Raw genomic sequence first — 18508 nt, forward strand, 5'->3', positions numbered from 1 at the left:
CCCCACCCCCACCATCCCCAACGCATTCCGCCGTCCGCTCACGGATATCAGGCAAATCCTCGGTAGTTTGGGGAAGCGTCCTACCGCAAAAGGAACCATTTCCCTCAAGCCCGGGTCTTTACCCCGCCCACCCGCAACCGGTCGGGCTGCATGGACTGCAGCGTTTTTAAAACGACATTAAGGATTAATGTGAACTTCGCCTCCCCATTCCCTTGTCTGCCACCACCGGCTGCGGTGCGATTGCTCGCGCCTGCAGTTCAGCAGGGCGCCTTGGGGGAATACATTCGGATCATCTGATCCTTCGCTCAGCACACCTACAGCCGCCGGGCGTATTGGCGGCTTTGACTGTAGTTCATGGAGTTTGAAATGAAGCGCAAGCCGTTCCAGAAAACCCTGCTGGCCCTGATGGTCAGCGCAGGCGCCGCGCATGTTGCTGCGGTGGAATTCGACGTGAGCAGCGGCCAGAACAAGTGGAAAGGCCAGGTGTTCAACGAGCCTGTCACCTTGGTCGGGTCGCGCAATGTGGTGGCTACCCAGCGCAATGTCGATGGGGCCAGTGTTGCCGAGACCAATGTTCAGGGTTCGCTGATCAACCGCGCCGACTACAACATCGATGGCAGTGGCCTCAACATCCGTGGTTTTGTGGTGGATGGCGCGCTGGACTCTGATCTGCGTGCCCGCGGCGGCACGATCACCGGTGATGTGATCCAGGCCGGTACGATCAGGCTCACCAACCAGACCTGGGCCGAAGGTTTTGAGGTGGGCGCCGCGAACATCGGCGGCAGCGTGATCAACTCCGGAACTATCGTCACCGTTGACGTGCCGGGGTCGGACAGTGACGGCGAGGGCATGTACCTCAATGGCACGACCGTCGGTGGTGACGTGATCAACTCCGGCCTGATTGATGTCACTTCCATCTACGGCTACGGCCTGATCCTGGACACCCATAACAACATGCCGGTGACCGTCGGCGGCAAAATCCTCAACTCCGGCACCATCCGCGTCACGGGCGAAGAGGCGTTGGGCATTGAAGTTGAAACCGACACCAGTGACCTGCGTATAGAAAACAGCGGTGTGGTGACGGTCAACGGTGGTATGGCCAGGGCCGTACAGTTCAACTCCGGCACCTTCGATTACTTGCTCAACACCGGCACGATTGAAGCCAAAGGCGCCAATGCGGTGGCTGTCCATCTGACTGGGGCAACCTTTACCCAGAACCCGCAGTCGGGCGCGCGCGGCGTTATCAACCGGGGTCTGATCAGTGCCGACAGCACCGCGATCCTGGTCAATGCCCGCGACCAGACTTCGCCCTTCGAGATCAACCAGCAAGCAGGCGAGATCCGTAGCAAATCCGGCACGGCCATCGACGCTGCCAACCTTGCGACGCTGAACTGGACGGGCGGCAAAATCACCGGTGACTTGCTCAACCTGAGTGCGGTTAATGTCGCCGGCCAAGCAGATTTCGCCGGCCAGCACATCATCGCGCCGGTCTCGATTAATTCCGGCTCGTTGAACCTGGCCGCGCCCGGTACCACGATCAGCGGCAACCTTAACGTCGCCAGCGGTGCGGGCATTGATATGCACCTGGCCGACAGCGTGGTGCCGACCACGCCGTATCTGTCGGTCAACGGTACGGCTAATTTCGCCCAGGCGTCGAAGCTCACGGTGAGTGCGCAGCCAGGCGACTTTGCGCGCACCAATAACGGCACTCAATACACCCTGTTGCAGGCCACCAGTGTGCAGAACAACGGCCTGTCGGTTGCCAGTTCGTCATCGCTGCTCAACGTGCTGAGCTACTCGGCGGATGCGCAAACGGTCAAGGCTGTCGTCGCGGTTAAAGACAACCAGCAAGTGCAGCAGGAACTTGCCGGTGCAGGTGCCAGCGCCGCAGCGGCCACGGCGGTGAATACGTTCAAGAACGATGTGCTCGGCGGGCTCAACCAGAACGACCCAGTGTTCCAGTCCCTCGCCAACGCCGGGACTGCGCAACAGCTTGCTCAAGTGAGCGAGCAGCTCAAGCCGGACGTCAACCGTGGCGCGCTGGATGTGGCGTTGTCGGGGCAGACTGTTATCAATGGCGCAATTTTCAACCGCCTTACCGACCAGCGCGAAGGCCATCAAACCGGCGGCGTGTGGGTGCAGGGTTTGAGCAGCAACATGGACCAGGATGGGCGCGGCGGTAACAACGGTTACTCGGCCAACAGCAGCGGCATGGCCGTGGGTGTGGACGGTCGTTTGAACGACACCACCACCCTGGGCGTGGCTTACAGCTACCTTAATTCCAACATCCATTCGGACCTGGGCAACAAGACCGATGTGGAGGGCCACGCGCTGTCGCTGTATGGCAACTGGGCGCTGCAAAACTGGTTTGTGGATGGCAGCCTCAGCTACGGTCATAACGACAACGACAGCAAGCGCCATGTGGCGGGCACCACGGCCAAGGGCAGTTACGACAGCAACGTGTTGGCAGCCAGCGTAATCGGCGGCTACAGCTTCAAGCCATCGCAGGCGGTGGTGATCGAACCGCGTGTGGCGGCGCGTTATGCCAACGTGCGCATGGACGGCTACGACGAGAAGGGTTCTTCGGCGGCGCTGAGCACGCGTTCGCAGCGTTATGAAGTGGGTGAGTTGGGTGCCGGTGTGCGTTTGGCCGGCAACTTGCCGATGGGCGCAGGCAGCCTGCAACCGGAAGCGACCTTGATGGCGTATCACGACCTGATGGGTGATCGCGTCGCGCAAACCTCCAACTTTGTGGCGGGTGGTGCGGCGTTCACCACCACCGGCGCGTCGGTGGCGCGTGACAGCTACGAGGCGAGTGTGGGCGTGAACTACCAGGTGTCGGACTTCACCGTGGGCGCCAGCTACACCCGCCAAGCGCGCAGTGGCTTCGACGCCGATGGCGTGATACTCAAAGCGCGTTACGCGTTTTAAGCCCTGTGGGAGCGGGCTTGCTCGCGAAAGCGGTAGTCCAGTCGATACATGCACTGGCTGGCACACCGCCTTCGCGAGCAAGCCCGCTCCCACATTTGGATGTGGGTGTTTCAGGTAGCTTGGGTTTGCTTTCAGTTCAGCTATCGCCAGTGCGGTATGCGTTGCAAGCCAACATCACTTGACTCTGTGGGAGCGGGCTTGCCCGCGATGGCGGTGGGTCAGTGAATAAATCCAGTGACTGACACACTGCTATCGCGGGCAAGCCCGCTCCCACATTTGGTGTTGTGTTTGTCAGAACAACTTGCGCTGCACAGCTTCATCCAGCGTGCTGCGGGTTAGTGCTTCAACCACTTCTCCAGTATTGGCCTGGAACGGGATGCCTACGATCAGCACCAAGTGCATCCAGGTGCGCACCGATTCGCTTTTCTTGACCCGGCCCAGTTCTTTGCCGTCCTTGTCCTTGAATACGGTTTCCAGGGTGAAGGTGTTCTTCGCCGTGGACGGGATGATGAAGAACGTAACGCCAGTGATGATCGCCGAGGCCATGCTGAACTGTTCGTTGTTGTACAGCGTGGCGTCGGCGTAGATGTCCGAGTCGACCTTGTCGGTGCTCACCCGTGCAAAGCGGTTGGACTGGCGGAACCCATCGGCCACGGTTTTTTCCCACAGCGCCGCCGGTGCGCCGGCCGTGGTATTGCCGGGGCCGCCGTTGACTTGGCTCAGCGCCGTGGTGCGCACGTAGGCGGTGGGTTTCTGTGCCGGTGTGCTGGCGGTCGGCGGCCAGGTTTGCACGGCCGGCAATTCGTGTTGCGAGTAGGACACGCAACCGGTCAACAAGACGGCGGCGAGGACCAGGCTGTGTTTGATCAACCCTTTCATGTGTTGCTCCCTGAAATTACGGTTTGGCCAGTTTGGCAGTGGCGGTATCGAGCAGTTGCGCGACCAGTTCGTTCAACTGTTTGGCGCCCATGGTCGGGGCCCAGTATTCGCGGCCGTAGAGGCCCACGTTGCGTTCAAACTTGACCTCTTGCTTGGCGCTCGCCAGTTCCTTGCCGTCGCGGTCGACAATCACCAGGTCGCCGGCCACGTCGAAGGTGTCGACGAAAATCGGGCCGTTGACCCAGATCCAGATCGTCAGCGTCAGCAGGGCACCAGGCACGTAGGCGGGGTGAACGCCACGGTGGCCTTTGAGGGAGGTCATGTTGAATTTCAGCGCGACATCGTTTTCGCCAAGGCGCACCGGGTACTCAGTGACCTGCTTGAAGTAACCCGCCGTGCGCACGTACTGGTTGAGTTGGGCCGTGAGCGAACGGCTGATCGCAGTTTTATTGGCGTCGTTGACGTCGGCGGCGCTCACTGTCACATCAGCGACTTGCGCACTGCGCGGGCTGCTGACGGGGGCCGGGTGGAGCGGGGCGCCGATGGGGCCGGTGACGGTGTAAGAGACGCAGCCGGTCATCGACAGCGTCGCGAGCAGGGCCGCAGCCCCAAGGAGGGTTTTCAACACGCAATATCCCTATTTAATGAACAAGCCAAGCCAATGTCTCGACCGATGGCTGTGTAACTTGAGGCGGGCGCGCAGCGTAACAGAATGCCGTTGAGCGGCGAACGCCCCCGCAGCAGCGAAACCGCTTGAGTACACAGGGCAACCCCGTAAAATGCCGCGCACTGGATACAAGGCATTTTTCAAGGATGAATCAAGCAATGCGCCTCTCTGCTTTTCTCCCGGCCACCCGCCTCACCGCGGGCCGCACGTTTCAACCGCACTGCTGCGAGGCAGTCACCCTTCCTGATATCGCTATTGGCGGGCTCGACACTTTCCATGTTGAGGCTGCGTGCAAACGCGCGCGCGTTTTCAGCAAAATCTGATTGCCGCGACTTCGTTGATAACTTACATAACAGCCCTTTGCGCTGGTTTCACCTCTAGGAGCACTCTGTGAAAACACTGTCCAAAATCCTGCTGTCGGGCCTCACCGCCGCAGCGCTGCTGAGCGTGGCCGGTTGCGCCACCGAGAGCAACCGAGCGATGCCGGTGGAGCAAGTTGCCAGCGCCAGCGTGGCCTATTCCGGCGTACGTGTACCGATTGCCGTAGGCAAGTTCGATAACCGCTCCAGCTACATGCGCGGGATCTTCTCCGATGGCGTTGACCGCCTTGGCGGCCAGGCCAAGACCATCCTGATCACCCACCTGCAGCAGACCAACCGCTTCAGTGTGCTGGACCGCGACAACATGGGCGAAATCTCCCAGGAAGCCGCGATCAAAGGCACCGTGCAAAAGCTTAAAGGTGCTGACTACGTGGTGACGGGCGACGTGACCGAGTTCGGCCGCAAAGAGACCGGCGACCGCCAGTTGTTCGGCATTCTCGGCCGTGGCAAAACCCAAGTGGCCTACGCCAAAGTCGCGTTGAATATCGTCAACATCAGCACCTCCGAAGTGGTGTATTCCACCCAGGGCGCCGGTGAGTACGCGCTCTCCAACCGTGAAGTCATCGGTTTTGGCGGCACTGCCAGCTACGACTCCACGCTCAATGGCAAGGTTCTGGACCTGGCCATGCGCGAAGCGATCAACCGCCTGGTAGACGGCATCAACGCCGGCGCCTGGAACCCGCGCAACTAATAACAACAACGCCAAGGAGCACTACACGGATGAGCAAGGCAGTTAAGTTGGCGCTGATGCTGACAGCAATCGCGACGGTCGCCGGGTGCCACACGGCGCCCCAACCCCTGTATCAGTGGGAAAGCTACCAGCCGCAGGTTTACGAGTACTTCAAGGGCGAGCCCAAGGAAGCGCAGGTGGAAGCCCTGGAACGCGATCTGCAAAAGATCAACGCCAGCGGCCGCAAGGCCCCGCCGGGTTACCACGCGCACCTGGGCATGCTGTACCTGAGCATGGGCAAGGATGACCAGATGGTGCAGGAGTTCCGCACCGAGAAGGCATTGTTCCCTGAGTCCGCTGCGTACATGGACTTTTTGCTGAAAAACGCCAAGGCTGGAGTTGCCACTAAATGAACCTGTTAAAACTCACCGGCGCCTTGCTGGCCCTGGCATTGCTCGGCGGCTGCGCGGCGCCCAAGACCATTGATTACACAGCGTTCAAACAGGCTCGGCCGAAGTCGATCCTGGTACTGCCACCCATCAATGAGTCGCCGGAAGTGCAGGCCTCCTACAGCCTGGTTTCGCAGGTCACCTACCCGTTGGCCGAAGCCGGTTACTACGTGTTGCCGATTGCCCTGGTGGACGAAACTTTCCGCCAGAACGGCCTGACCACCGCCAACGATATCCAGGGCGTGGCGCCGGGCAAGCTGCATGACATTTTTGGTGCGGATGCGGCGCTGTACATCACCATCAGCGACTACGGCACCAAGTACATGCTGATCTCCAGCGACACCTCCGTGACCGCCTCGGCCAAGCTGGTGGACCTGCGCACCGGCACCACGTTGTGGACCGGCTCGGCACGCGCTTCCAGCGAGGAAGGCAACAACAATGGCGGCGGCCTGGTGGGCATGCTGGTCTCGGCAGCGGTCAAGCAGGTGATCAACAGCTCCACCGATGCGGCGCACCCGATTGCCGGTATTGCCAGTGTCCGCCTGCTGTCGGCCGGGCAGCGCACCGGCATTTTGTATGGCCCGCGTAACCCGAAATACGGCACCGACTAAGTGCCTGTTCAACCGTGAACAGCCTTTGCTGACCGCTCGGGTCTGCAAAGGCTTCGCGGGTTGGGTGTCACGCGTTGTCGTCAGTTTACAAGCACATCCGGTGGCCTGATCACTTGCGTACTGGTCACCACGAAGTCTGCTGTGCGGTTGCCGGTCAAGTCGATGGCGATGAAGTGGCGCTGGGTCTGCGGGTTGAAGCCCACGATCGCGTCGCCGATACGCCCGCTGAACGCCTGGACGGGCTTGAATCGCGTGTTGGACCTTCGCTCCAGCCCGCGCAGGTCAATCTTGTCGGTGCCGCTGGTGAAATCCATGATGACATCGGGGTTTGCAGGCGTGGAGTCGCTGGCGTGGTTATAGACGAAACTGTCGGCGCCGCCGCCGCCGCGCATGCGGTCCGCACCCGCCCCACCGGTGAGCCGGTTATCGGCGGCGTTGCCGATCAGCACATCGTGGCCTGAGCCACCGATAGCGTTTTCGATGAGGCAGTTGCGGGCGATAGAGACGTTGCCCTGATAACCACCTACGTCGGAAAACGAGCCATCTCTCAGATTGATCGTTTGGTTATTGCCGTAACCCGAGAAGTCCAGCGTGTCATTTCCGGCGCCATCCCATACGCAAAAAATAGCGGCGTCCTGATGGCTTCTCAGGGAGTAGTGGTCCCTGCCGGTGTTGGAGTTGAAACCGTAGATGTTGTTTTCTCGGCGGGTTTGATAGTTGGCGCCGTACTGGTGCTGGATAGCGCTGATGTCATCCATCATGGGAGCCAGCGGCCTGCCCTCGAAGTGTTTGCCACTGCTTTGGGCAGGGTAATAGCTCATGACGGTATGGGCTTTAGAGTCTTGGGCATAAAACCGTTTGGCGTCGTCTTTTTGGCCGTTGTAAGTACCGGGGTGATTCAGGCCGAGCGTGTGACCGATTTCGTGGGTTACGGTGGGGCGTGTCACAAAGCCCGGTTGATAGCGGGTATCGCCAGCGATGCCGTTTTTGTCGTTGCTATAGGGGTAGTAGCCGTCGGCAACTATCACATTATTGGAAATACGGAAGGCCAGCCGTCCTTCTGCCGGGCCGGCGTTTTCAGTGAACGTCAGGTTCGCCACATCGCCCCAGGACTGGATGGCGCGCCGTGCTTCTTGTTTCTCGTAGTCGTTGAATCCAAGACCCTGTTCATAAGTGAAGTTGTAGGAAATCTCGGTCCTGTTGTTTTGGTTTCGGTCCTGCCATTTCAACCTGCCACCCGTCAGTTGCTCAACGGCCTGACGCTGATTAAATGACGGCCTGTCGGCTCTACTTGTGTAGGGATCATCCGAGCGTTGAGTCGGGTCATAGTTGCCCCCATTGCCGCTGAGAGAACGGGCCACCGGGGCGTCCCAGCGGCGGTGTGCAGGGCTTTGGGCTGACTGAGCGCTGCTCGAATAAGGCTTGTACATCGGCGTTACAGGATTAATTCTCAAGGTCGTTATTCTCACGGGGTATTGGCACTTTTCCTTCTTGGTGAGGCAGGCAGGTTCCCTTTTGCTAAGTGTGAAGTTGCCAGTGTTGGCGTCACTTTCCAAAGCCCGATGTGTGTCCGAGTAAGTCGTTTTTCTTGCAGGTAAAGTGTTCCTACACAGGGTTAAGCCAATGCCCAGTCCTGGGCTGAATTTTCGCCCTGCATCAGAAAAAACGGCCACCGCGAATGACCGTTTTTCACACGTGTTCAGGGACGACTTTGAACCCTGGTGCGACAGTGCGTTTATCCGAAGATAGGCCGTGAGGTCATCAGCCCACTGATATCCTGGGGCCTTATCAACCGCGTGCTTTTCAGCAGGAAGTCCGTCTGGCCGTTTCCGGTCAGGTCAATGGCGACAAAGTACCGATTACTGTAGGCGTTGAACCTCACCAGCGTGTCGCCCGCGCGGCCGGAGTAGGTGTGGACCAGTCGCAGCTGAGTGCGGGTGCTCTGGCTCAGCCCGGTAAGGTCGATCCTGTCTCGGCCGCTGACAAAATCGGTGATCAGGTCAGCACCCGCAGCGGTTGAATCGCTGGCGTTGTCGTAGACAAAAACATCCGCGCCGCCGCCGCCCCTCAACGTGTCTGCGCCGCCCCCGCCCTTGAGGCGGTTGTTGGCGTTGTTGCCGATCAACGTATCGTCATGGCTGCCGCCAATGGCATTTTCCACGGTCACGCCCTTGGCAATGGAAACGTTGCCTTTCATACCGCCCACATCAGAGAAGGCTTCGGCGTTCAAGTTGATGGTTTGTTTCTGATTGAAACCGGAACAGTCCAACGTATCGTTGCCACCGCCATCCCATATGCAAAAAACCGGCGCGTCCCGCGCGGACTTCAGGCTGAAATAATCACGCTCGGTATTGGAGTTGAAACCGTAAACGGTATCGCCGCGACGGGTCTGGTAGTTGGCGCCGTAAGCGGCCTGTATAGCTGCAATGTCATGCATCAGGGGCGCCACCGAGTAATGGGTCCACTGTGCGTTTTTTGAGAAGTTCTGACCACTTCTGATCTCGGGGTTGTAACTCATCACGCTGTAGGCTTGAGTGTCCTCCAAGTAGTCGCGCGTGGCGGGTTGCTGGGTATAGTCACCGGTATGGTCAAGGCCCAGGGTATGCCCAATTTCGTGAGCCATGACATGTTGGTCGTAACGGTCAGTCCTGGGTTGTGCATGCCCTGAGTCCAGCCATGCCTCGCCTCCTTTTTTGAAGCTCTTGGGAAACGGCAGGGTCGCATAGGATTCCTCGTTACCCTCGTAAAGACCCAGGGTCAGTCGGCCCTCGGTACTCGCGCCTTTATGTGAGAACTTTATACGGGTGACATCCGCCCAGGCTTGCATCGATATAAGCGCCCGTTTCTTTTGTTGTTCATTTAACTCATGGGCACCCTTGGGTACATGACTGACCCGGTGTGGCTCATCCGGCGTAAAGAACTCGTAGGCAATATCAATGACGCCGTCGCGGTTGTGGTCTTGCCATTTCAATCCCATTTCCCGGCTGGTGCGCAGCAGGTGCCTGGCGGCGCGGTCGGTAGTGTAGGACGCCAATGGCTGGTCCTTTACAGCACCCGGTTGTTGATGGGCAGGCTCAAATAATGCAAGCGCCGTATAAGGCTTGTTATCAACAGAGAGCATCTACTTGAATCCTTTTAATAGGCGAGCGGAGGTGTGAACGTTAACGCTCATGGGAAAACACGATGGTGTCAGGGGTTGATAGGGTTAAACCTTCGAGGTGACTACCTGCGAGAAAATACCCTGGCTTGGCTTTGGAAGTTTGCAGTCAAACCCATAATGTCCTCGGGTTTCATTAGTTGAGTGCTTTTGACCAGAAAGTCGGTCTGGCGATTACCCGTAAAGTCCACGCCCACAAAATATCGGCCACTGCGTGAGTTGAGCTTAACCACGGTATCGCCAATGCGGCCTGTATAGGCATCGACAAGCCGCAGCGGTGTGCCGGTATTCTTGGCCAAGGCAGTGAGGTTGATCTTGTCTTTGCCGCTGACAAAGTCTTCGATCAAGTCGGCGTTGTGATAGCTCGAATCACTGGCCTTTTCGTAAGTGTGTGTGACTGAACGATGGGATTGGCGGGGTGGCGTGATTGCGGATCGAGTGGTTGGGGCGTCAGGCGGTTGATGGTGGGATGGGGTGTTTTTGGAGGCGACAATGTCTTCTGCTGTGACGCGTCCATAGGTGCGGATCAGCAAGTTGGCTTTGCCGTCGCCCGTCAGGTCAATCGCCACGTTGCCCTTGCCGCTTTGTTCATCGTAGGTGAGCACCGTCTCACCTGCCTTGCCTGTCATCTCGCTGACGAAGGCCAGGGCGGCGACATTGGCGTTTTTCATGGCCACGGATACATTGATTTTGTCGGTGCCGCTGACAAAATCCATAAGCGTGTCGGGGTTTTCGGGCGTGGAGTCACTGGCACTGTTGTAGTCAAACGTATCCGCGCCGCCGCCTCCGCGCAGCCGGTCACCACCCGCGCCGCCGGTGAGCCGGTTATCGGCATCGTTGCCGATCAGCGCGTCATCGCCTGAGCCGCCGATGGCGTTTTCCATGACCACACCGCGAGCGATGGAAACATTGCCCCTGAGCCCCCCGACATCGGAGTACGAGCCAGCCTTGAGATTAATGGTCTGGTTGGAACGGTAGCCGGAAACGTCCAGAGTATCGTTGCCACCGCCGTCCCATATGCAGAACACGGCAGTGTCCCGGTTGGAATTGAGGGTGTAGTAGTCGCGCTGGCTATTGGAGTTGAACCCGTAGGTGGTGTTGTCCTGACGGATTTGACGATTGACGCCATAGAGCGCCTGGATGGCGGAAATATCATCCATCATCGCTGACGCTGGTTGGGCGCCGCCATGGCTTTTGCCGCTGAGTGCCGCCCCGAAATAGCTCATGACGCTATGAGCCTGGGAATCCTGTACGTGACTCCTTCGGTTCTCGTCATAGCCGCCATCGTAGTTGCCGGTATGCGACAACCCCAGGGCGTGACCCGTTTCATGAATCAAGTCGTGGCGCGTGACCCTGGTGGGGTTATACAGGGTGTTGCCTCCTTGGTAATGGTTGCTTGGGTAATAGCCTACGGCGGTGCCGACGGCGTTCGATATGCCAAATGACATTTTGCCCTCTGTGCGTGGCCCATTCTCTTCAAAGGAGAGATTGGACACATCGCTCCATGACTGCATGGCACGTCGTGCCATTTCTCTCTGGCGACCATCGAATTGCCAGGCGGCGCTGTTGAACGAGTAGGAAACAGAGACCTTGCCGTCGGCATTTTTGTCATGCCACTTAAGGTTTTCCCGAGTGAGATTGTTGGTTGCCTGGCGCTCATCGAAAGAGCGCACATTGAGGTTAGCCGCGTAGGGGTCGTTGGCGCGCAGAGTTGGATCTTTGCCGTCCCAGTAGCGTTTGGTGGCGGTGTCGAATGTCGTCGGGTTGGTTGTTGTGGTTGGATTAAATGGCCGCCGAGTGGGTGGCTGAGTAAAGGGCTGTACGAACTTACGCACGAAGGGGTGTTTGAGAAATGGCTGCACGAAAGGTCTGAAGACCGGGTGGTTGAGATAGGGTTGGGCAAAAGGCTGAATAAGCGGGCGCAGAAAATGTTGGCTGTAGTTGGGTTGCTGGAAAACAGACGGGCGCAAGTCGATTCTCATAAGAGTAATCCATGTTCTTGTTGTTGGCCTATTCCTTGTGTAGGGAAGTGCATGTCCGTGTGCTGGAAATACCTTCGCACCCTATAAGTTAATTTCCAATAGAGTATTTATTTCTAGTGTGTGTCAACAGGCCGGTGTGACATGGTTTGCAACGGCTGTTATGTTTATCCGAATTTTAAATTTCGTGTCAAAGAGTCGGGTTCCCCAAGCATTACTCGTCTTGTTGAAAGCTGATATGTCGTTTGTGTTTAACGTGTTTTTTTTGGAAATATAGAATTGCTTACAGTGTGAGTATTTTCGTTAAGAGCATTCTGGAGTTTCTCGGTAATCGTAAGTTGTTTCGGGCTCGGCATCGTTGAGTGACCTACAGGGCTCGATGCTTCCAGCTGACGCCCGATGGCTCGGTACTCTGTAGGGTAAGCGTGTTGTATGCGTAAATTCCGGGATTTAACCCGAACCCGAAGTGTTTTGCGTCTGAGCCTATGAACGGATTATTTACTGTTGAGGTTCTGCGCCATGTCACATGCTCGTTTAGTGCTGCGTCCCCTTGTCTGCAGCGTTGCGGTTGCCGTACTGGCTTCGCTGGCCGGCTGTGGGCTTTCATCGTCCAGAGAGGTGGCCAAGCCTCCCGCGCCCGCCGAGCCTCAGGCTGAGGGTGCCTTGAGTAAGCAGGCAGCGATGCCTGTGCTGATGGCCGCGCCAATGGCCATGCGCGACGCCGCGGCTTTGGCCTATCGGGCCGAGCCTCACGAACGCTACCAGAACCTGCCCGACAACCCGGTCTACAGCGTTGCACAAACCCCGGTCTCGACCTTCAGCGCCGACGTCGACACCGGCAGCTACGCCAATGTGAGACGTTTCCTCAACCAAGGGCGGCTGCCACCTGACGGCGCCGTTCGACTGGAGGAAATGCTCAATTATTTCCCCTATGACTACGCGCTGCCCACTGATGGCTCGCCCTTTGGCGTGACCACCGAAGTCGCCGCCACACCGTGGAACCCGCACACGCGATTGCTGCGCATCGGCATCAAGGCCTCTGACCGTGCGGTGGCAGACCTTGCGCCGGCCAACCTGGTGTTCCTGGTGGATGTGTCGGGCTCCATGGACCGCGGTGAAGGCTTGCCGCTGGTGAAAAGCACGCTGAAATTGCTGGTGGACCAGCTGCGTGATCAAGACCGTGTGTCGCTGGTGGTCTACGCCGGTGAGTCGCGTGTGGTGCTTGAACCCACCAGCGGGCGCGACAAAACCAGGATCCGCAACGCCATCGACCAACTCACCGCCGGCGGCTCAACGGCAGGCGCCTCCGGCATCGAGCTGGCTTACCAGATGGCCCGTGCCGGCTTTATAGAGAAGGGCATCAACCGCATCCTGCTGGCCACCGACGGTGACTTCAATGTGGGCGTCAGCGACTTCGACAGCCTCAAGCAGATGGCCGTCGACCAGCGCAAAAGCGGCGTGTCCTTGACCACCCTGGGTTTCGGTGTGGATAACTACAATGAGCACCTGATGGAGCAGCTTGCCGACGCCGGCGATGGCAACTACGCCTACATCGACAACCTGCGCGAAGCCCGCAAAGTGTTGGTAGACCAGCTCAGCTCGACCCTGGCGGTGGTGGCGCGGGATGTAAAGTTGCAGGTGGAATTCAACCCCGCCCAGGTCAGCGAATACCGCTTGCTGGGTTATGAAAACCGCGCACTCAAACGTGAGGATTTCAACAACGACAAGGTCGACGCCGGTGAAATTGGCGCCGGGCACACCGTGACCGCGCTGTACGAAATAGTGCCCAAAGGCGAGAAGGGCTGGTTGGAGCCGTTGCGTTACGCCACTGCACCTGTGGCTCAGAGCACATCCGCTGAGTTGGCCATGCTGCGCGTACGCTACAAACCGGCGGCGGGCGGTGCCAGCCAACTGATCGAACGGCCCATCCGCAACGAAACCACCCCGGCCAGCGAAGACTTGCGCTTCGCGGCAGCGGTGGCCGCCTTCGCCCAACAGCTCAAGGGCGATGGCCGCTACACTGGCAGCATGAGCTTAAAAGACACCGCCGCACTGGCCCGCTCGGCCCGTGGCGATGACCCGTTCGGGTTGCGCAACGAGTTCGTGCAACTGGTGGAAGTGGCGCAGAGCCTCAAACACTGATCCCGAACATGGCAACAACCAACAGTGGGAGCTGGCAAGCCAGCTCCCACAGTCAATGTGCATCGATCCATCAAAAGGAGTTCGCTACCTACATGGCCGTTCCCGATGACTCACCCAGCGACGAATCGCTGCTGGCCCGCTACCGAACCGGCGACGCTGCCGCGTTCGAGGTGTTGTACGCGCGGCACCGCCAAGGCCTTTACCGGTTCCTGGTGTCACTGAGCAACAAGGCCGAACTGGCTGAAGAGGTGTACCAGGAAACCTGGCTCAGCCTGATCCGCAGCGCCACCCAGCCACAGGGCCGGGCGAGTTTTCGTACATGGCTGTTCCAGATTGCCCGCAACCGCCTGATCGACCACTGGCGCAAGCACGGCATCCACAACCCCTTACATGACAGCTACGACGAACAACTGCACGCCCAGGCCGACGACAGCGCCGGCCCTGAGCAGCAACTGAGCCTGAGCCGCGACCAGGCGCGCCTCGACGCCGCTTTGCAAGACCTGCCCGAAGACCAGCGCGAAGTCTTCCTGCTACGCCTGCACGGCGACCTCGAAGTGCCGCAAATCGCCGCCCTCACCGGCGCCCCGCTGGAAACCGTAAAAAGCCGCCTGCGTTACGCCCAGCAGAAACTGCGCCGCCTGCTGGCCGAGGAGATACTCGTATGAACCACTCCCCACACACACCTGACGACGAGCTGATCCAGCATTTTCGTCAACACAGCACCGGCGAACCGCCAGCGTCCCTCGACGCCTTCATCCTCGCCACCGCCCGCCGCGAAGCCCCGGCGCCGCAACCCAGCCTGTGGCAACGCTGGCTGCAAGCCTGCCGCCAACCGCGCTGGCAAATGGCATTCGCCACCGTCGCCGGTGTAGCACTGATGATCGGCGTAGTGATGCGCGTGCCCGAGTCGCAACCGGAGATATCCCCCGCGACATTTTCCGCGGCGCCAGCCCCACAGATGTATGCCGCACCTGCGCCCGCACCCATGGCGCGGATGGCAGCAGCGCCGAAAGTTGAGCGCGCGCTGGTTCAGGCTGAAGCCATCGGTGCGTTTGCCGATCAGCCGATAGAAAAACTCAGTAAGCGCGCACCACTGGCGTTGCCTTCGTTGGAGGAAGGGCTGCAGGAGATTGTGAACCTGCGCATGGCGGGGCAAGCCAAAGCGGCGGATGAAAAGCTGTTGACGCTGCATGAGCGCTTTCCCGAGGAGGATTTGCCGGCGCGCTTGGAGGCGTTGCAGAAGCGATAAATGCCTTCAAAGAAAGCCCGCCACCGACTACTCGGTGGTGGGCTTTTTAATGGAGTTTTGAAAGCAACTTGGCCAAAAATGTGGGAGCGGGCTTGCTCGCGAAAGCGGTGTATCCGTCATATATGTATTGGCTGACACTCCGTCTTTGCGAGCAAGCCCGCTCCGACATTTTGAGCATCGTTTGCCTGGAAAGGCGCTGGGGGGGGAATGGGCAGAGATTTATTTATACCGCAGGTCAATTATTTGGAGGTTGTGGATACTTGAAACGCGAGGCATGCAAAAAATTGCCTACAAAAAAGCCCCAGGTCTTTCGACTTGGGGCTGTTTCGTCTGTATCTGGTGCCCCGGCGTCGTTTGAACTGGGCGGTAAGATGCCCGGTTTATAAGGGTTCTTGTGGTGGTGTTTCGGTTAGGCATACACGAGGGCATACACGGCCCCCCGTGCTGGGTGTGCATCTGGCTTGAAATACGCCTGTATGCCCAGGTCTAGCACTGGTACCGATCCTTGATCATCCTATCGAAATAAGTACCTTTCGAGCCGGCCCCCATGAGGCCCTGATGAATGTTAGGTGGGACGCGGCAGTAGTCGTAAGTACGCCCTTGCTTAAACGTGATTTTCATCCTGCCTGTCGCGGGGTCATAGCCGACAGCTGTGATAGCCGTCGAGTTGACACGAACCATATCCATAGCGCTTTCCCTACCCCTGATTGATAACTTTCTCTGTTCTGATACTAGTCGGTGTTTCGTTCGGCGGTGCCATTGCGTCCGTGCAAAAGGAGGGCGGGGCTGAAAAGCTGCTGGGGACCCTGAGGTTTTTCTTCCAGCACGGGGCAGGAAACCCGCGGGATCGAGTTAGTGGGAGGTGGTGGAAGTTACTGAAATTTCAATCGTTGAAATTGAAAGGATCTTGAAGAAAAAGGACCATCGTTACAGCTTCGGTAAAGGTGGCTTTGTCTGTTGCTGATAGTGAACACCTGCATAGCGTCAACCAGTGTTATGGCTGTCAACCACGTCAACCTGTCAACCGACTTAAAAAATCCAGCCGCTAACACGAACGCGCGGGTTCTATGCCCCGTGTCTATCCGAAATGCCCAGGGTCCCCTGCGGCTTTTTGACTCATAGGGCAAATGCACTGGTGAGCAGCAGTTCACCCGGTTCACCTGTTCACTAAGCTGGGCACTTTTCCGCTGACATGATCACGCGGGTTCTATGCCCCGTACCTAGAAGAACTCTCCAGGGTCCCACCATCGAACCGAAGCCAAGACCATGACCCACCTCGCTCGCTGAAGGTGCAATACCATAGGGGCTAGGGGGCTACCCTAATAAAACCGTGTTACTGGTGTTACGCGTGTTACATAGATATATAACTATATGATTTTAATGGGTTTTTATTGCGTTACACAGCTGGATCTGGTTTGCCGATATGCGTGTTACATGGCGAAGAGGTGTTACATCAATTAATGCCTTGGCAGGAGCTGTTTGTGATTGAAACGGGTGCAGTCGACCTAAGGGCTTGGTTTAGAAGGGCCGCTATCGGCCAAATGCATTCATTCAGCCATATAGTGAGTAGCGGATCTGAGATTGTGCGAAACCTCTGCCCCCCGAAGGCGCCCGCGCAGAAATGCCGTTACGAGCTAGGTTCACAGGCAATCGTGAGCTGGTATAACTGTTTGGTATACAGGCTGCGAAGGTAGGGAAGCCATGGCTCTCATTGATGACGTTGAAGGCTTGCAATCGATTTACATCAATCGTGCAACGGGGAATGGAAACGACGATGATGAGCGGGATTACCCTCTTTACCGGCAGAGCGTGCTTGATGACCCTCGTGTGGCCTCGCTGGTGCCCGCGTGGGTGCGTCGTTACAGGAACTTGGATCAGTTTTGGGGGTTCATACAGCCGAAATTCCCAAGCTACGCAGAACGCAGGAAGTTCATTTGGGGTGATTTTAGGGCGCTCGTCGATTTCGCTGAATCGGGTGCGGAGCACCCTTCGGATATCGCTGTCTCGGAGGCGCTGGACCGCATTGACGCTGAGCACGTTCGGATCGCTTGGACAAAAGCGCTTGAAAGGCGCTCAACTGACCCCGAGGGAGCTATCACCATGTCTCGTACGCTCCTAGAATCGGTATGCAAACACATTCTTGACGAAGCCGGAACGAGCGACCATGAGTCGACTCCTGATCTGAACAAGCTCTACAAACAAACAGCCACGCTTTTAAATCTGACGAAGGCACAGCATGAAGAGGTCGTGTTCAAGCAAATCCTTGGCGGGTGTACAGCAGTTATAGAAGGTTTAGGAGCGCTTCGGAATCGTCTAAGCGATGCTCACGGAAAAGGAAAAGGCGGGGTGAAGGCTGCTCCACGGCATGCAGAACTGGCAGTGAATCTGGCGGGCTCAACTGCGCTTTTCCTGCTTGCCACATGGGAGGCGAAGAACGGGGATTGAGTGTGGTACCGCTCAATAAGGCGTGAATCAAATTCAGTACCGATGCATGGTCAACTCAATCTAGTACCGACAACTCAAAACGTCCGCTCCTGGCCGGTAGCGGCCCTTCGTGGCTGGGAGTTCCCGATCAACTGCTGCCGTCGGCGACCGGCGGCTTTCGGCCATTTCCGGACATTCGCGGCTGGCATAAAATCGCCAGTGTGACCGGCTTCGGTTGCTGATCCCTGCCCTGAGAAATGGCGAGCGTATCGGAGTTGCACCCAACTTGTCGCAGAGCGACCGCTATCGCATTCCATATCGCAAAAAATTGAGCACCTGCGACAGGCTCACGTGACACCGCAAAACTTCACCCCGCGGTGCGAGCGAATCGTCGCATAACTTATGAGTAAAGCGGCAAACCAGCTTCTGGCCGAAATGGAGCAAGTCGCTCGGGCTTGTAAATCCGACAAAGCCGCTCGGGCGGAATATTTCGCGCTCACTTCGCAGTGCTAAGCGTTTTTTCAACTTGCCGCTTGGTGACGACAAGTTGATCGGAGCCTCTCTAGTACAAATATTTCTCATTTAGATGTAGAGTTCGCCCGCTATTGCTGACTGCCAAGGCGCACTGGCGTGAAGGATCACAGAAAGTCTTCCGCATTGCGCACACATACCAGAAGATCAGAGGATGTTCTTTCGCCATGCGCCAGGTTACGCACCTAAGCCCCGAACGTTTCGCCCGACGCCCAGCCTTCAGCCTTACCGCACTAGCACTGGCCATGGCCAGCCTGGGCTCGGGCAGCCTGCATGCCGCAGAGACTAACCAGGCACCCACGGCTGCGCCGTTGGAGATTGATGCCATCAACGTTACCGGGCAAAGCGTTGAACAGCCCACCGAGCATGTGGTCGGCTATGTAGCCAAACGCAACATGAGCGCTACCAAGACCGACACGCCGATCACCGAGACGCCGCA

14 protein-coding genes and 1 pseudogene are annotated in these 18508 nt (G+C 58.0%); 9 read left to right on the top strand and 6 right to left on the bottom strand.

The window, feature by feature from the left end:
• Positions 1 to 366: 366 nt before the first annotated feature.
• Entirely contained in the window at positions 367 to 2931 is a 2565-nt protein-coding gene (locus GIW28_RS28710; RefSeq protein WP_236447476.1) for an autotransporter family protein, read from the top strand.
• A gap of 291 nt (positions 2932 to 3222) precedes the next feature.
• On the opposite strand, the gene GIW28_RS28715 is transcribed toward GIW28_RS28710, so the two are convergent.
• On the bottom strand, positions 3223 to 3810 hold the full coding sequence (locus GIW28_RS28715) for a hypothetical protein (RefSeq protein ID WP_099549566.1): 588 nt from the start codon (positions 3808 to 3810) through the stop codon (positions 3223 to 3225).
• Between the two features lie 16 nt (positions 3811 to 3826).
• Complete coding sequence (locus GIW28_RS28720; RefSeq protein WP_017136670.1) at positions 3827 to 4438, bottom strand: hypothetical protein; 612 nt, start codon at positions 4436 to 4438, stop codon at positions 3827 to 3829.
• A gap of 429 nt (positions 4439 to 4867) precedes the next feature.
• On the opposite strand from GIW28_RS28720, the gene GIW28_RS28725 reads away from it, so the two are divergent.
• Genes GIW28_RS28725 through GIW28_RS28735 form a run of 3 tightly spaced genes read left to right on the top strand, consistent with a single transcriptional unit; the run spans position 4868 to position 6587 of the window.
• Positions 4868 to 5548, top strand: coding sequence for a CsgG/HfaB family protein (locus GIW28_RS28725; RefSeq protein ID WP_017136672.1), 681 nt, complete (start codon positions 4868 to 4870; stop codon positions 5546 to 5548).
• Between the two features lie 29 nt (positions 5549 to 5577).
• Entirely contained in the window at positions 5578 to 5940 is a 363-nt protein-coding gene (locus GIW28_RS28730) for a DUF4810 domain-containing protein (RefSeq protein WP_017136673.1), read from the top strand.
• Entirely contained in the window at positions 5937 to 6587 is a 651-nt protein-coding gene (locus GIW28_RS28735) for a DUF799 domain-containing protein (RefSeq protein WP_017136674.1), read from the top strand. The genes GIW28_RS28730 and GIW28_RS28735 overlap by 4 nt, the downstream gene beginning before the upstream one ends.
• Positions 6588 to 6667: 80 nt before the next feature.
• Here the strand turns inward: GIW28_RS28735 and GIW28_RS30625 are convergent, their stop codons facing one another.
• From GIW28_RS30625 to GIW28_RS28755, 3 genes are all read right to left on the bottom strand, one after another.
• Positions 6668 to 7948 (bottom strand): M10 family metallopeptidase C-terminal domain-containing protein, encoded by a 1281-nt coding sequence (locus GIW28_RS30625; RefSeq protein WP_236492248.1) that lies wholly within the window; start codon positions 7946 to 7948, stop codon positions 6668 to 6670.
• A gap of 374 nt (positions 7949 to 8322) precedes the next feature.
• Complete coding sequence (locus GIW28_RS28750) at positions 8323 to 9708, bottom strand: M10 family metallopeptidase C-terminal domain-containing protein (RefSeq protein WP_236447477.1); 1386 nt, start codon at positions 9706 to 9708, stop codon at positions 8323 to 8325.
• A 101-nt stretch (positions 9709 to 9809) separates the two neighbouring features.
• A complete protein-coding gene (locus tag GIW28_RS28755; protein ID WP_236447478.1) occupies positions 9810 to 11726 on the bottom strand; it encodes a M10 family metallopeptidase C-terminal domain-containing protein in 1917 nt (638 codons plus the stop codon).
• Between the two features lie 516 nt (positions 11727 to 12242).
• Here GIW28_RS28755 and GIW28_RS28760 point away from each other — a divergent pair.
• The 3 genes from GIW28_RS28760 to GIW28_RS28770 all read left to right on the top strand — a co-directional run bounded on the left by GIW28_RS28760 (position 12243) and on the right by GIW28_RS28770 (position 15114).
• The gene (locus tag GIW28_RS28760) at positions 12243 to 13865 is read left to right on the top strand and encodes a vWA domain-containing protein (protein WP_236447479.1); all 1623 of its coding nucleotides are present in this window, start codon (positions 12243 to 12245) and stop codon (positions 13863 to 13865) included.
• Between the two features lie 92 nt (positions 13866 to 13957).
• A complete protein-coding gene (locus GIW28_RS28765; protein ID WP_170039386.1) occupies positions 13958 to 14530 on the top strand; it encodes an RNA polymerase sigma factor in 573 nt (190 codons plus the stop codon).
• Positions 14527 to 15114 carry a hypothetical protein gene (locus GIW28_RS28770; protein WP_236447480.1) on the top strand — a complete coding sequence of 196 codons (588 nt, stop codon included), beginning with the start codon at positions 14527 to 14529 and terminating at the stop codon, positions 15112 to 15114. Before GIW28_RS28765 ends, GIW28_RS28770 begins: the two co-directional genes overlap by 4 nt.
• Before the next feature lie 486 nt (positions 15115 to 15600).
• Here GIW28_RS28770 and GIW28_RS28775 read toward each other — a convergent pair whose 3' ends face one another.
• Positions 15601 to 15801: a KTSC domain-containing protein gene (locus GIW28_RS28775; RefSeq protein ID WP_024072727.1), complete on the bottom strand. Its 201-nt coding sequence runs from the start codon at positions 15799 to 15801 to the stop codon at positions 15601 to 15603.
• A 1014-nt stretch (positions 15802 to 16815) separates the two neighbouring features.
• Between GIW28_RS28775 and GIW28_RS28780 the strand changes: the two genes are divergently transcribed.
• Positions 16816 to 17559 carry an abortive infection family protein gene (locus GIW28_RS28780; protein WP_236447481.1) on the top strand — a complete coding sequence of 248 codons (744 nt, stop codon included), beginning with the start codon at positions 16816 to 16818 and terminating at the stop codon, positions 17557 to 17559.
• A gap of 677 nt (positions 17560 to 18236) precedes the next feature.
• Positions 18237 to 18508: pseudogene (locus tag GIW28_RS28785) on the top strand (hypothetical protein); the annotation flags it as partial.

It is taken from the genome of Pseudomonas sp. PA-5-4B (assembly GCF_021606215.1).
Classification (GTDB): domain Bacteria; phylum Pseudomonadota; class Gammaproteobacteria; order Pseudomonadales; family Pseudomonadaceae; genus Aquipseudomonas; species Aquipseudomonas edaphica.